16 protein-coding genes are annotated in these 14,731 nt (G+C 47.5%); 3 read left to right on the top strand and 13 right to left on the bottom strand.

All coding sequences use genetic code 11. The features are described from left to right. Window positions 1–4: 4 nt before the first annotated feature. From CRN96_RS02730 to CRN96_RS02695, 8 genes are all read right to left on the bottom strand, one after another. The gene (locus CRN96_RS02730; RefSeq protein WP_097038904.1) at window positions 5–1,705 is read right to left on the bottom strand and encodes a sensor histidine kinase; all 1,701 of its coding nucleotides are present in this window, start codon (window positions 1,703–1,705) and stop codon (window positions 5–7) included. Then, window positions 1,702–2,412 (bottom strand): response regulator transcription factor, encoded by a 711-nt coding sequence (locus CRN96_RS02725; protein ID WP_097038903.1) that lies wholly within the window; start codon window positions 2,410–2,412, stop codon window positions 1,702–1,704. The genes CRN96_RS02730 and CRN96_RS02725 overlap by 4 nt, the downstream gene beginning before the upstream one ends. Before the next feature lie 18 nt (window positions 2,413–2,430). Next, window positions 2,431–3,630: a c-type cytochrome biogenesis protein CcsB gene (gene ccsB, locus CRN96_RS02720; RefSeq protein WP_179647078.1), complete on the bottom strand. Its 1,200-nt coding sequence runs from the start codon at window positions 3,628–3,630 to the stop codon at window positions 2,431–2,433. A gap of 2 nt (window positions 3,631–3,632) precedes the next feature. Then, window positions 3,633–5,279: a cytochrome c biogenesis ResB family protein gene (locus CRN96_RS02715; RefSeq protein ID WP_097038899.1), complete on the bottom strand. Its 1,647-nt coding sequence runs from the start codon at window positions 5,277–5,279 to the stop codon at window positions 3,633–3,635. An 11-nt stretch (window positions 5,280–5,290) separates the two neighbouring features. Continuing rightward, window positions 5,291–5,824, bottom strand: a complete 534-nt coding sequence (gene resA / locus CRN96_RS02710; RefSeq protein ID WP_097038898.1) for a thiol-disulfide oxidoreductase ResA — start codon at window positions 5,822–5,824, stop codon at window positions 5,291–5,293. Between the two features lie 87 nt (window positions 5,825–5,911). Next, entirely contained in the window at window positions 5,912–6,634 is a 723-nt protein-coding gene (locus tag CRN96_RS02705) for a pseudouridine synthase (RefSeq protein WP_425442496.1), read from the bottom strand. Next, on the bottom strand, window positions 6,627–7,169 hold the full coding sequence (scpB, locus tag CRN96_RS02700) for an SMC-Scp complex subunit ScpB (RefSeq protein WP_097038894.1): 543 nt from the start codon (window positions 7,167–7,169) through the stop codon (window positions 6,627–6,629). The genes CRN96_RS02705 and scpB overlap by 8 nt, the downstream gene beginning before the upstream one ends. 1 nt (window position 7,170) lies before the next feature. After that, a complete protein-coding gene (locus tag CRN96_RS02695; RefSeq protein WP_097038893.1) occupies window positions 7,171–7,881 on the bottom strand; it encodes a segregation and condensation protein A in 711 nt (236 codons plus the stop codon). A gap of 28 nt (window positions 7,882–7,909) precedes the next feature. Between CRN96_RS02695 and CRN96_RS02690 the strand changes: the two genes are divergently transcribed. After that, window positions 7,910–8,446 (top strand): DUF309 domain-containing protein, encoded by a 537-nt coding sequence (locus CRN96_RS02690; protein WP_097038891.1) that lies wholly within the window; start codon window positions 7,910–7,912, stop codon window positions 8,444–8,446. Between the two features lie 100 nt (window positions 8,447–8,546). On the opposite strand, the gene deoB is transcribed toward CRN96_RS02690, so the two are convergent. From deoB to CRN96_RS02670, 4 genes are all read right to left on the bottom strand, one after another. Continuing rightward, window positions 8,547–9,731, bottom strand: a complete 1,185-nt coding sequence (gene deoB, locus CRN96_RS02685; RefSeq protein WP_097038888.1) for a phosphopentomutase — start codon at window positions 9,729–9,731, stop codon at window positions 8,547–8,549. A gap of 7 nt (window positions 9,732–9,738) precedes the next feature. After that, entirely contained in the window at window positions 9,739–10,623 is an 885-nt protein-coding gene (gene xerD / locus CRN96_RS02680) for a site-specific tyrosine recombinase XerD (protein WP_179647103.1), read from the bottom strand. Beyond that, window positions 10,619–11,080, bottom strand: a complete 462-nt coding sequence (gene fur / locus CRN96_RS02675) for a ferric iron uptake transcriptional regulator (protein WP_097039673.1) — start codon at window positions 11,078–11,080, stop codon at window positions 10,619–10,621. The genes xerD and fur overlap by 5 nt, the downstream gene beginning before the upstream one ends. A 107-nt stretch (window positions 11,081–11,187) precedes the next feature. Further along, window positions 11,188–11,736 carry an NUDIX domain-containing protein gene (locus CRN96_RS02670; RefSeq protein ID WP_097038884.1) on the bottom strand — a complete coding sequence of 183 codons (549 nt, stop codon included), beginning with the start codon at window positions 11,734–11,736 and terminating at the stop codon, window positions 11,188–11,190. Between the two features lie 150 nt (window positions 11,737–11,886). On the opposite strand from CRN96_RS02670, the gene CRN96_RS02665 reads away from it, so the two are divergent. Then, complete coding sequence (locus CRN96_RS02665) at window positions 11,887–12,798, top strand: aldo/keto reductase (RefSeq protein ID WP_097038882.1); 912 nt, start codon at window positions 11,887–11,889, stop codon at window positions 12,796–12,798. After that, the gene (locus CRN96_RS02660; RefSeq protein ID WP_097038880.1) at window positions 12,795–13,736 is read left to right on the top strand and encodes an alpha/beta hydrolase; all 942 of its coding nucleotides are present in this window, start codon (window positions 12,795–12,797) and stop codon (window positions 13,734–13,736) included. Before CRN96_RS02665 ends, CRN96_RS02660 begins: the two co-directional genes overlap by 4 nt. On the opposite strand, the gene CRN96_RS02655 is transcribed toward CRN96_RS02660, so the two are convergent. Further along, window positions 13,681–14,616: an MBL fold metallo-hydrolase gene (locus CRN96_RS02655; RefSeq protein ID WP_097038878.1), complete on the bottom strand. Its 936-nt coding sequence runs from the start codon at window positions 14,614–14,616 to the stop codon at window positions 13,681–13,683. The two genes, CRN96_RS02660 and CRN96_RS02655, sit on opposite strands and share 56 nt — an antisense overlap. Window positions 14,617–14,731: the final 115 nt, after the last annotated feature.

Here is a 14,731-nt window from a genome sequence, read left to right as displayed (position 1 = left end):
ACCCCTAATCTATATTATGATTTTTCGGGAGTACGATTTCGAAAGTTGTGCCGACCCCCGGTTCACTGTGTAAATCAATTGTTCCCTGATGCCTTTTTATGATGGAAGATACGATGTAGAGGCCGAGCCCTGTGCCGTGCTTACCGCGTGTCCTCGATTCATCCACCTTGTAAAAGCGTTCAAATATGCGGTCCTGATGTTCCTTTTTGATGCCGATTCCCGTATCGGCGATGGAAAATCTGACATGGTCCCCTTCTTCCCGGACCTTCAGAGTGATCTTATCCCCCGGTTCAGTGTACCGTATCGCATTATCGATCAGATTGTTTAATACTTGTTCAATTTTACCATAATCAAAGTCGAAATATACACTCTCTTTTTCAGCATCGAGGACAAATTTGATCCCCTTCTCGTTCAAAGCATGTTTGAATTTCAGGCCGACGTCTTCAAGCAGGTACATGAAGTCGTTTCCTTCTATATTCATAAGATCCGAGCCGCTGTCCATCCTTGCGATCGTGATCAGTTCATTGACAAGATTGTTCATCCGGTCCGATTCATCCTTGATGATCTTGATCATTTCCCTCACTTCCCCAGGCTCGGTCACGATACCGTCGAGTATCGCCTCCGAATAACCGCTCAGCATGACCATCGGCGTCTTCAGCTCATGCGAGACATTGGCGATGAAGTCAGACCGCATCGTCTCCGTCTTCACCATTTCCGTGATGTCCCGGATCAGCACAATCGTGCCGTATGTCCTGTTGTCACTGACGACGGCGGTATAGGAAACCTGATAATGGCTGTTCAGCATATTGAACCTTTCGATCCGCGATGTCTTCGTCTCAGCGATGTCCAGAACATTCGAAATGAACATCTCCTTCTCATGGCTGTTGGAAGAGAGGGCGGCATATATGGATTTACCTTTGGCGTTGCTGTAGATCAATTCACCGTCTGTATCGAAATAAAGCACCCCCTCCTCCATGGAACTGAAGATCTCCTCCCGGAGGTTCTTCTCATGAAGGACGGCTTCGATATTCTTTTTGATGTCCCTGTTCATCTTATTGAATGCAAGCGTCAACTCCCCGATCTCATCCCTGCTCCTGACTTCAAGCGGCTGGTATTTCCCCCTGGAAGTGTTGTAGGCTGCAGTTTTCAGGTTGATGAGCGGGCGGGTGATCCTGTTGAGCAGGAGAAAAGCGAAAATCGTCGTCCCGATGATGAGGATGCCCGTGGTGATGAACATGATGACGGTGATTCCGCTGATCGACTGGTTCACTGCATCCAGGTCCCTGTACATGATGATATGCAGGTCTTCTTCAAAATACCTCGTCAGACTGGAAGTTTTGATCATGTACATGCTGTCGTACAGGTCGTCGATGATGAATGTGGTGTCGGTGATGTTTTCAGTGTTCATACGATTGTAGATTTCTTCATCAAGTGCTGAAAACGGCAGGAGGGGGTCCTCATCATAAAGTATGATCAGATTGTCCTCCTGCAGCAGGCTCGTATTGCCGAGGGTGCCCATGTCATGTTCGGTGAGGAGCATCTCCTCCACCCTGTCTATATCTTCTTCCAAAATCGTCTCTGTAGTGTTGAAGACATAGCTTCTGAAGAAAAAGATCAAAACCAGCGTCAATATAATTAAAACTGCGGTCACCATCAGGATGATGGTCAACCACAGTTTAGAAACAAGACTATTTAGCGATCTCACAGTTCATTGACCTCGAACTTGTAACCGATGCCCCATACCGTGTGGATCATGCGGCTCGCTTCAGGTGAAACTTTATTGAGCTTTTCCCTCAGGCGCTTCACATGGGTGTCGACTGTCCTGAGATCACCGTAGAAGTCATAGTTCCAGACTTCTTTCAGCAGTTCTTCACGGTCGAACACCTTATCCGGGCTTTTTGCCAGGAACAGAAGCAGTTCATATTCCTTCGGGGTGAGATTCACTTTCTTATCGTCTGCAAGCACCCGGTGCGCATCATTGTCGATCACCAGATGTTCATAGACGATGATGTCCTTTGCCGTCGTTTCCTGTTTGATGAATGAAGTTTCGGAAGCGCGGCGCAGTATCGCCTTGACACGTAAGACAACTTCCCTCGGCGAGAAGGGCTTCACGATATAGTCATCCGCACCGACTTCGAAACCTTCCACCCGGTTGTTTTCCTCACCTTTGGCCGTCAGCATGATGATCGGTGTGGACTTCTCGCGGCGAAGCCTTTTCGCCACTTCTATACCGTCCATCTCAGGCATCATCAGATCGAGCAGAATGCAGTTGTAATCATTCTCCAATGCAAGTTCCAGCGCTTCTGCGCCGTCTTCTGCCTCCGTGATTTCATAGCCCTCGCGGACCAGGTACATATTGAGCAGTTTCCTAATGCGTTCTTCATCGTCAACTATAAGAATCTTTTCCGTCATATCAACCCTCTTCTCTAATTATGCATATGAATGGAGTCCTGCAACGATCAGATTGATGGCGATCAGGTTGAAGAGTATCAGTATGAAACCGATCACTGCAAGCCATGCAGATTTCTCCCCTTCATATCCTCTGTTCAATCTCAAGTGTAGGAAAATGGTATAGAACATGAATGTGATGAATGCCCAGGTTTCCTTCGGGTCCCAGCCCCAGAATCTGCTCCAGGCGATCTGTGCCCAAATTGCAGCAAAAAAGATGCCGCCGAGGGCGAATAATGGGAAGCCGATGATGACAGAACGGTATCCGATCTCATCCATCAAGTTCAGGTCTGCCTTGTTGGCAAGCGGCTTGACCAGTGCAACGAGCCGCTTCCGGAGTATCAGGCGGAGGATTCCGTAAACGATCAAACCGAGTATGATGGACCAGAGCACTGTGTTCAATGACTGCGAATTGATCACCGGCGGCAGGTAGATGCCCGAGTGGAAGTGTTCCACCTGTTCATATTGATTGTCGCCCACATGTTCAACTGGAATTGCATCATTATAGTTCACAAGGCTCGGCAGGTGGTAATCCGCCACCATCGTCTCCCCGCGCTGGTCGGTGTACATGAATTCATCGCTGTAGCCGACGGCACCTTTCATGACAAGCGTCGTCCCGATGTAGACGAGGACGATGACAAGGCCGGCCATGATCATTTCAAGCAGGCGGGCACGCCATGATTTCTCATTCTGCGGAATCGCCTTGAGCAGATAGATCAAACCTGCCACTGCACTCATGGAGAGTATTCCGTAGGATATCGATACGGTGATCACGTGGATTGCGAGCCAGTTGCTCTGAAGCGACGGGATCAAAGGATTGACATCGGTCGAGAATAGACTGCCGTAAGCAATCAGCAGCAATGACACCGGGATTGCAAACAGGCCGAGCACTTTCGTCTTGTAATAATGATAGGTGATCAGATAGCCGAGTATGATCATTATCGAGAAAGTCGCGATGAACTCATACATGTTCGATACCGGGGCATGCCCAGTTGCTATCCATCTTAATATAAAATAGCCGAGTTGCATAACAAAAGCGATCACCGTCATGATGATGGCTGTATTTTCAAATTTTTTCTTTTCGTTCCTTATGCTCAGGGAAAGAGGCACAAGTGCAACCAGTAATATGAAGAATGCTGAAGTGATCAGCCCGTTGCTTATCGATAAAAGTGTTGATTCCATAATTATTTCTCCTCACCAATGATGACGCCTTCATCAAAATCTTTTGCGTCTCTGTCAAAAATCGCATCGTAGCCGTTTTCTTCCAGGACTGGATCGATCTCCTTCTTCAGACCGAAATAGTTTTTATTTGTATGTGCACTGATGCTGAAGCCATTTTCATCATTGATCCATATCCGTCTATGGTTGATATACGAACCGATGAAAAGTCCGATAAGGAAGATGCCGAAGCCGGTCGCTATGATCGGTAAGGTCAAATCTTTCTTCAGGGTCAGGACGGTCGCCCAGTGGTTTTCATTCTCGACGAACCTCACGTTGTATTCGTTATCCTGGGTGATGTCGGTCGACAGCATGATCTGCAACAGGCTGAGTTCGCTTGAATCGCCGTCGTTCACTTCAAATACGAATGCCGGGTTCGTTGCCACCGGTGTGGCGGAAATCAGTGCACCGTTCTCATCTATCTCAAGGAAGTCAGGCGCATATGCCCTCATGTTCACTTCCATGCCCTCCCCGACCTCATAAGTCCGTTCAGGGTCATCAAGCATCACCGTGAAGGGTTCACCGACAGTCTCACCGCCGCTGTCCTCCAGCTGGAATGTCATCGACTTCATCTGGGAATTGTCATAACTCGACTGGTAAAGTTCGAATTGGTCGAAGCTGTAAGGATGGTTGACACGTATGCTGTAATCCTCCACTTTCTGAAGGTCCGGCTGTGCCCCGATGACATCAACATTCTCGTTTTCGTAGAAAGTGATATCCGTCTGATAGTTGCTCGTTATGACCTCATTGGTGCGCTGCACTGTTTCATCAAAAACCGTGCCTGCATCCTCTTCGTAGATATCGACGATGAAGTCATTGTTCTCTACATAATATTGGCCTTCCGTTTCGGGAAGCTGGACGGTGTCGCCTTCAGTGATGTACACCAGCTCATCGACATACATGCCGGGAAAGAATCTCAGCATGCTGCCGAACAGGAGCAGTATCAGCCCGGTATGGTTTATGTAGGGACCCCATCTTGAAAGCCTGCCTTTTTCGAGCAGGTGATGATTGCCGTCAGATTTGACTTTGTAGCCTTTTTTCTTGAATCCTTCTATGACCGCCTCAGTCTGCCCCGCGTTTTCCTGATGGAGGTTCAGACGCTGCCTCTTATAGAACGTCGGGTGCTTTTTGGCACGCTGGTTCTTCAAAGACTTGAATAAAGGCACACCTCTGTCGATGCTTGCTGCAATGAGTGACAGTGCAAGCATGCCGATCAGTACGATGAACCACCATGAGGAGTATAGATTATGGAAGCCGAGCTCATAGTAGAGCCTCCCGAGGGTGCCGTAATGTTCCGTATAATACTGCAGCGGATCGACTCCTACGGGGATGAAGTATTCCTGCGGGAAGATCGTCCCGATTGATGCGGCGATTGCTATGATCAGGATGATCGTCACACCGACCTTTATGGAGGTGAAGAAGATCCAGATCTTGTCGAAAATGCTCTTCGACCTTGTTTTCGACCGGATCGCACTGCCGTCATAGCGCATCAGGTCCTTGATTTTCTTCTTATCATAATCGCTGTTGATCATCTTCCCGCAGGACTGGCACAGCTGTGTGCCCGGCGGGTTCACATGACCGCAGGATCCGCACTTAATCTCTTTTAATTCCATTACACTTCATCCTATTCCGAAGTTGATTGTTCGACGAAACTGTAAATGTCGTCCGTGGTCAGCTGATATTCCTGTTTATCGACGACCACGCCGTTTTTATCGATTGCTATCGTCGTCGGCAACGGTCCGATATGATAAGCTTTCGTCACGTCCCTGTTTCGGTCGAGGGCAATCGGGAAAGCCAGTTCCTCATCAAGGCTTCTCAGGAACTGATTGATCTGCTGCTCCCCTTCTGAAACGTTGACAGCGATGAGTTCGTATTCATCGTTGCCTTCATTATAGATCTGATTCATATCGGGCATTTCCTCCCGGCAGGGTTCGCACCAGGTGCCCCAGAAATTCAGGATGACACCTTTATCTTCATTGATCTCCGATAAGTGTACGGTTTCCCCGTCAAGGGTTTCGAGCTGGAAATCCACTGCATCATCCCCGACCTGAACCGCCTGGGAATCGGAGGTCAGATTGAACCATAATGTTATTCCAAGGAGGATGACAATGCTTAATATGATTGTGATCCTGAGTATGTTCCTTGTTTGTCTCTTCATATATTTCACCTACAGTAACTAATTTGCTCCACTTATTATATCATTCATACAGAGGCACGGTTTGACATTATTATGACAATTGACGGCTCAGCTTTTCGCATTCGCGATCAATTTTTTCACTTCGTGCGGCTTTAAGAACCTGTGGTCGTCTTCGCTCAAACCTTCCAGGGTCAAAAAGTCATATCCGATGCGGGTCAGTTTCAGTATTTCCAGGTCAAAATGCTCGAACATCCTTCTGACCTGGCGGTTGCGCCCTTCATGGATCGTCACATCGACGATCATATTCTTATCTTTTTTATCACGGATCACATTCACGGTTGCAGGCGCCGTTTTGCCGTCTTCGAGCATGATGCCTTCAGCCATCATCTTCTGCTCATGCCTCTTCAGGATACCCTTGACCTTCACCCTGTAGGTTTTGGAGATTTCATATTTCGGGTGTGTCATGTACTGTGTGAATTCGCCGTCATTGGTCAGCAGCAGGATTCCTGATGTGTCATAATCCAGGCGTCCGACGGGATAGAGGCGCTTATCGAGTGCCCTGAACTTGGAAATCACCGTTTTGCGGTCGCTTTCATCCTCCACTGAAGAAATTTCACCGACAGGTTTGTAATACAATATATATACTTTCTCTTCTTTGGTGATCGGCACGCCGTCCACTTCGACATCATCCCCGGCTGTCACTTTTGTCCCCAGCTCCGTGACGGTTTTTCCGTTGACTTTCACGCGTCCTTCGGTGATGAGTTGTTCCGCCTTCCGCCGCGATGTCACACCGCTGTTGGCTATAGCTTTTTGCAATCTGATTTCATCCATCATTTTTTTCCTCCTTCAAATTATCGAAAAATAAATCGATTTCTTCCTGTTCTTGTATATCATCCTGTGTCGGCAGGTCCGCGAGACTTTCCAGGCCGAATACGTAAAGGAAAGTCCGGGTGGTGACAAAGTGTGATGCGCGTTCATTCTCAACGTTCTTTTTCATGATCAGCCCTTTATTCAAAAGGGTCGTGATCGGCCCGTCCGACTGGACCCCGCGCAGCTCCTCTATCATAGCACGGGAAGCGGGCTGATTATATGCGATGATCGCCAGCACTTCAAGCGCCGCCTGCGAAAGCCTGTTCTTCGGCTTATCCTGAAGGATGCGGTCGATGTATTTCTCCATCCGGGGCGTCGTCTTCAGGAAATATGTCTGTCCGTGGCGGCTGATCTCCAGATGCGGCTTGTGATGTTTTTCGATTTCCTGCTGAAGCTGCTGCTTTGTGACCGGTACATGCATGATCAGCTGTTCTTCCGTCAGCCCCACATCACCTGCGATGTAGAGCAGGCCTTCTATGATTTCAATTTTTTCCATACTATTGCTGCCTTTCAAATTGGAATTCACCATCATCCAAAGTAGTTATATTCATTTTATGTGCTTTCACCCAGTCCAGGACGACCATGAAAAGTGCCACGACCATCGCCCTTGATTCATCCAGGCTGAACAGTTCAGTGAGCCTGAGTGCGCGTCTGCCGCTGAACTTTTCGTTGATGTAAGACTCTGCATATTCTTTCGATATCACTTCCCGCCTGATTGAAACCGTCTGAGTGCGTGTCAGCGATACGCGCATCCTGACCTTCTGGTACGCTTCCAGCAGATGTGCAAGGGTCAGGTCGGGCTCGTCGCCCCCCTCCCCGGACTCCTCGAACTCATGCGGTGCCTTGATGAAAGTCTTGTCATTCTCCATCTTCAAGTATGAAAGTTCTTCTGCATACTGTTTGTAGTTCTGATACTCCAGCAGCTGTTCCATGAGCTGTTCCCTCGGGTCTTCAAAATCCGCCTCCACGGCCGCCGGCTCCGGCAGCAGCATGAAGCTCTTTATCTTCAGAAGCTCACTCGCCATGACCAGATATTCGCTCGCCACATTGATCTCAAGTTCTTTCATTTGGTTGATGTATTCCATATACTGGGCTGTAAGTGTGGCCATCGGTATATCATATATATCAATCTCAAGCTCCCTGATCAGGTGCAGCAGCAGATCGAGCGGCCCCTCAAACACTTCTAATTTAACTTCATATGTACGCATACTAAAACCTCAATTTTGGAGAATCATTATGGATGAAAAAACTTTATTGAAATACTATAACGAATTTATTATAAAGCAAGATTACTTTGAATGCCATGAAATCATGGAGGACGCCTGGAAGTCGAAAACCGCCTTTTCAAAGGAAGATGACGAAATCTTCTTCATCCAGCTTTCGACGGCGGAATACCATTATCGCAGAAACAACGTCTACGGTGCACGGAAAATATACGGCCGTGCCGTGCGGCGGCTCGGGGAGCGGCCTTTCGATCACTGGAAGTATGGGTTGAAGAGTGACATCATCCCCCTTGTGGAGGCGCGTTTCAGTGCGGTAGGCACTGCAGACTTCTCACCCCTGCACCTGCCGCTTACGGATGCGATGCTGGAGGCGCTCCGCCTCTATGCCATGCCCGGGTGTCCAGCGGAAGAATTTTCCCGCTTCATCCGCACAATCCATAAAAAAGACATCACCCTTGTGCAGAAACACCGTCTTCGGGACAGGTCCGAGATCATCAATGTGAGAAATGAAAAACTCAGGAGGAAAAGGTCCGGAGATGATGAAACATAAAAACTGCAGACGGCTGTCTGCAGTTTTCTAAACTAATAGGAACCAGTAAGCGATGCCCCATATGAGAGCAAACAACAATATGACCAGAAAGACGACATTTTTATTCTTCATCTTTGATGATCTCGCTTAATAAACTTCTGCCTTCTGTTTCGTACTCGACACCAAAGTTCTCCGCTATCGTTGCGGCGAGGTCGCTGAATGTCTCACTCTGGCGGATCGGTCCGTAGTCCAGGTCTCTTTTGGACGTGATCAGGAGCGGTACATACTCCCTTGTATGATCGGTCCCCGTGTGGGTGGGATCGTTGCCATGGTCGGCGGTGATGATCAGCAGGTCATCTTCCCCGAGTTTTTCAACGATTTCCGGCAGCCTTTCATCAAACTCCTTCAAGGCGTTGGAATAACCTGCAGGATCCCTCCTGTGGCCATATAAGGCATCGAAATCAACAAGGTTCAAAAATGACAGGCCCTCAAAATCACGGTCCATCACTTCAAGCAGCTTATCCACCCCATCATCGTTGCTCTTTGTCCTTACCGAGTCGGTGATGCCGGAACCGGTGAAGATGTCGTTGATCTTGCCGATTGCTATGACATCCTTCCCATCATCCTGAAGCGCGTTCAGTACAGTCCTGCCGAAAGGTTCAAGTGCATAGTCATGCCTGTTTTCGGTCCTTGTGAAATCATGCTTGTTTGTGCCGGTGAAAGGCCTTGCGATGACGCGGCCGACCAGGAATTCAGGCTCTTTCGTCATCTCCCTCACCTTCTCGCAGATTTCATACAGCTCTTCCAGAGGAATGACTTCCTCATGGGCCGCGATCTGGAGCACCGGGTCATTTGATGTGTAAATGATCAGGTCCCCGGTCTCAAGCTGATGTTCCCCGTAATCTTTGATGATTTCCGTACCGCTTGCAGGGATGTTGCCGACGATCCCCCTGCCGGTCGCTTCCTTGATTTTATCGAGCAGCTCTTCCGGGAAACCGTCGGGATAGACCTTGAACGGCTCCTTTATATTGAGTCCGGCTATTTCCCAATGGCCGGTCATCGTATCCTTGCCTCTGGATATTTCAGCCATTTTGCTGTAAAAAGCCTGCGGCGCCTCAGGGCAGCCGATGCCCGGAAGCGCATCAATGCAGCCGAGTCCCATCTTTTCAAGGTTGCCGAGGGTGACGGGAGAGTCTTCAAGCAGGTGCTTAAGGGTGTGTGCCCCTTCGTCCCCGAATTCCCGGGCATCGTGCTGAGCCCCGATGCCGACTGAATCAAGCACTGTCAAATGAATTCTTTTAAACATATTATACCTACTTTCTCGGGTGGAATTGTTTATACATCTCACGGATTTTTGAAGCGGAGATTTGCGTGTAGATCTGGGTGGTGCTGATATCCGAATGACCCAGCATCTCCTGGACAGCTCTTAAATCCGCACCGTTTTCTATCAGGTGTGTTGCGAATGAATGCCGGAAAGTGTGCGGCGTGATATTTTTGTTGATGCCGCTCAGCACTTCGTATTTCTTGATGGTTTTCCATAGCCCCTGACGGGTGAAGCCCCTGCCCCGGTTGGTGATGAACAGGTCCTCGGTATCCTCGGCCTTGAGCAGCCGGGGCCTTATGCTGCCGATGTACTCGTCCAGCTGCCGGGCGACAAAGTCTGTTATCGGGACGATGCGTTCCTTGCTGCCTTTGCCGCTGACCCTGATGAAGCCCATTTCGGTGTTGACATCAGGACGTTTGATGCTGATCAGCTCACTCACCCTGATGCCGGAAGCGTAAAGTACTTCCATCATGGTGCTGTCACGCCTCCCTGCCGGAGAATCATCCGGTGTGGCAAGCAGCGTCTCCATCTCTTCTATGGTCAAATATACCGGCAGTTTCTTCTCCCCGCGCACTGCGGTCAGCTTGACGGCCGGATTGACTTCGGTCACATCCTGGTTCAGCAGGAACTGATGGAAGTTCCTGAGCGTCGACTGTGTCCTGGAAATCGTCTTCGGGCTCAATCCTTTTTCAGTCATGTATTTGATGAAACCTATCAATACATCGGTGTCCACTTTTGCGAGGGAAGTGATGCCCTGATCATCGAGATAGAATAAGTAATGATTCAAATCCTGTTTATATGAACTGAGCGAAGCCGGACTCAGCCCTTTTTCAATTTTGAGGAAGGTGATGTATTCGTCAACATGTTTTTCAATCATCTTTGCTCTTCTCCATCACCAGTGTACAACTTTTGCACACACCGTGAAAAGTCAGACGGTGATCGGTTACTTTAAAGTGAAAATCATTCTCAACTTTGATTTCAATATCCCCGAGCAGGTCTTCCTCTATCTCCTCCACAGAACCGCAGCTGATGCATACCAGATGATGGTGGAAATGTTCTGCACCTTCTTTGCGGAGGTCATAGCGGGCGACACCGTCACCGAAATTGATCTTATCCAAAATCTTCAGCTCGTTGAGGAGTTCAAGGGTGCGGTATACGGTGGCCAGGCCGATTTCGGGGTATTTTTCCTTCACTTTCATGAATACATCTTCTGCGCTCAGATGATCACTCTCATTCTCCAATAATACCCTGAGTGTCACTTCTCGTTGTGGTGTCAATTTGTATTTTGCATCATGAAGGGCTTCTTTGATATGCTGGATTCTCTTTTCCACGACGCCACCTACTTTAATCATTAATCAATAAATTCATTATACAAAACTTCTTCCAGGATTGAAAGTTATTAATAATTATTATAAATAAAAAATTTTCTAATTGAGAATCACAAATGTGCCAATACATACTGTACAGCAATGATGGTTTTGGCGTCACGGAATTTACCTTCATCAAGAGCAGCCTGGAGCGAATCGACATGGATTTTTTCTATATCCAGAAATTCATCTTCTTCCAGTGCCTGTGCTTCGAATTTCAGCTCCTCTGCAATATACAGATGGATGAGCTCACTTGCAAAGCCCGGGGCGGTGTAAAATTCGTATAACTTCCGGATTTCAGGGCTCACCGCACCGATTTCTTCCCTCAACTCCTTTTCTGCGGTATCGGCCGGTGCCTCATCCCGCTCCACCTTGCCGGCAGGTATTTCTAGCAGCACTTCACCGGTCGGCACCCTGAACTGCCTGACAAAATATAAATGGTCCTCATGGACCGGTATGATTGCGACGGCGCCGTTATGATGGACAATCTCCCTGTACGAAGTTTCACCGTCGGGCAGCCTCACTTTATCATGTGTGACTTTGATCACCCTGCCGTTGAATATCTCATCGGTCTCAAGGATCTCTTCTTTCAAGTGCTCATATGATTTGCTGTTGGTCATGTCAACGCTCCTTGGCTTTTTTATAACAATAATTATAGCACTAAAATTATCGCTTTAAAAAGGGCGGAAATACTTTGGTGAATTAAACTCAATTTTTGTGCATTTTATTGATATAATAATTCTACCCGTAAATGTAAAGGAGTAATATACATGGAATATATTGAATCAAAAAGCGGATTGACATTTTCCCGCATGTCTTTGGGCTGCATGAATTTACCAGTCGAAGATGATATCAAGACAGAAGAGATCATCGAATATGCTCTGTCCCAAAATATCAATTATTTTGATACTGCCGATTTATATCAATACGGTGAAAACGAAGCTGTAATCGGAAAGATTTTGAACAGATACCGGAGCAGATATAATTTCCTTACGGGCACCAAAGTGGGGAATGAATTCGATAAGACGCTGAAGAAGAAGATCGGATGGAATCCGGGCAGGAAATACATCAAAACCCAGGTTAAAGAATCACTCCGCCGATTGGAAATTGATCATATCGATTTATATCAGCTTCATGGCGGAACGATTGAAGATGACAAGGAAGAAACGGTCCTTGCATTCGAGGAGCTGAAATCAGAGGGTCTGATCAGAAGCTACGGCATTTCATCCATACGTCCAAACGTCATTGATTTTTATAATAAGAACAGTAATATCGATACGCTGATGCTCCAGCTGAACCCTCTTGACAACCGTCCTGTGGAATTGCTGGAAGATCTGAAGGACATCGTCATACTTGCCAGGGGACCATTGATGCAGGGGTTGTTCACAGGCCGCCACGAAGCCCACTTGAAAGAGAAATTCCCTGATGGTATCCTTAATTACTCACAAATGGATTTACACGGCATCTTCGATACGCTCGCACGTCAGCATGATGATCTGACCGCCCTGTCGTTCAAGTATCTCATCGATAAGGGTGCAGTCATAGTGAACGGTGTGAGCAGCCTGAAGCAGCTGGAGGATAATATGGACAGTTTCAAAAAAGCGGCTTCAATGACAAATGAGGATTCACGTTTGCTCGACGAGCTGTTTAAAAAAGAAAAGTACGAGGACCATAGATTATGAAAAAATTAGGCTTATGGATTTGGACAGGCATATTCTCAGTGGCGACCATACTGGTTTCACTCGGCTATTATGCCTCCACTCAGACACTCTTCTTCAAACTCCGCGATGTGGAAGTGATCAAACGCCGGGAAACAAGGGCGAAGCGGATAAATTTGAAGGAATTCAGAAAACTGCCCCAGGACAACATTTTAATTCCATCCAGGTTCGACTACAGTATCAATGCAGTCTTTGTCTATCCAAATGATACGAACAAATGGGTGGTGCTGTGCCACGGGGTCACCGAAAATAAGATCAGTTCCATCAAGTACCTGAACATGTTTGTTGAGATGGGCTACAACTGTGTGATCTACGATGCAAGAAGACATGGTGATACGGGAGGCATTCATTCCACATACGGCTTCTATGAGAAATATGATCTTGAGAGTGTCGTCAAGTATCTGCATCAACATTACGGGGAGGATATCGAGTTTGGCATCCATGGTGAATCCATGGGTGCTGCGACCATGCTGCTCTATGCAGGCGAGCTTTCAAATGAGGCGAAATTTTATATTTCCGATGCCTCGTTCTCAAAATTCGCCGACCAGCTGACTTTCATATTCGGCCAGTATTCAAGAGCCGCATCTCCATTTATTCTGATCGTGACGAACCTTTTCTTCCGTGTAAGGAGCAAATTTTCACTGTTCAAAGTCTCACCCATAAGAATCATAGATGAAATTGAACAGCCGATATTATTCATCCATTCAAAAAATGATAAATTCATACCGTACCATCAGACGAAGGAACTGTATGAAAAGAAAAAGGGGCCCAAGATGGCCTGGTACCCCGGACGAGGCGGCCATGTTGAAAGTTTCAACCGGAATCAGGAGGCCTACGTCGCAAAAGTCACTTATTTCCTTGAGAATTACGTGAGATGGGATGTTCGAAGAAATCGTGGGTGATGTAGACGTTTGAAGGCAGCTTTGCCTCCAGCTCATCCAAAAATCCATCTTCATAGCGATTGCTCAAATGGGTGATCAGCAGTGACCCGTAATTTATACTTTTAAAGTTTTCGAGCACATCGGTGATTTCCGAATGGAAATACCGGTGTGCTTTTTCACGTTCCCCGTCGAGATAAGTCCCTTCGTGTACGATGAGGTCGCTCCCGTCCAGGAGGGACATATACTCAGGTGTCGTGATCACACGTGTATCCCCATGCACGGCGATTTTCCGACCTGTAATGTCCGGACCGGTGAAGTCTGCTGTATGGTAAGTTTCACCATTGAATTCAAATGTTTCCGCATTTTTGATCCGGGCATAGGCAGGCCCCGGCTCAAGGCCGATGCGCTTCAGTTTTTCCGGGTCCAGCGCACCTTTTTTATCATTTTCATCAAAGACATACAAGAAGCTGTCGATGTTATGGTCGAGCAGATGTACATGGACTTTGAAGCCGTCCATCTCAATGCACTCACCGTGCGTTATCTCGATTATTTCGAGTGGATAGTTCAGTCGGGATCCGCTGATTTCAAATGTGACCTCCAGCCACTGTGCCAATCCCCGGGGCCCGTAAACGGTGAGCGGTACATCCTCCCCGCCCTGGTGCGCACGCGACGACAGGAAGCCCGGCAGGCCGTAAATGTGGTCACCGTGCAGATGTGTGATGAATATATTCCTGACTTTGGAAGGCTTGATGCCGGTATGGAGTATCCTGTGCTGCAAGGCTTCCCCCGCATCGATCATTATGTACTGATTGATTTCATCCACCGAATCCAATACATAGCTCTGGGTGTGTCTTTTTTTGGATGGCAGTCCTGCACCTGAGCCGAGAACTGTAAATTGCATAGAAAATCACCTGTCTTAATTGATTTTTTAATTATATCATAATAATTGTGTTTTTAAGGTGACAGTGAAATAATTATGATATAAGTATTGAAATTTGAAGGTGGCATCAGGCAGT

This window comes from Salinicoccus kekensis (genome assembly GCF_900220995.1).
GTDB lineage: Bacteria > Bacillota > Bacilli > Staphylococcales > Salinicoccaceae > Lacicoccus > Lacicoccus kekensis.
The sequence above is the reverse complement of the archived record's forward strand: the minus strand, read 5'-3'. Positions and strand labels throughout refer to the sequence as shown.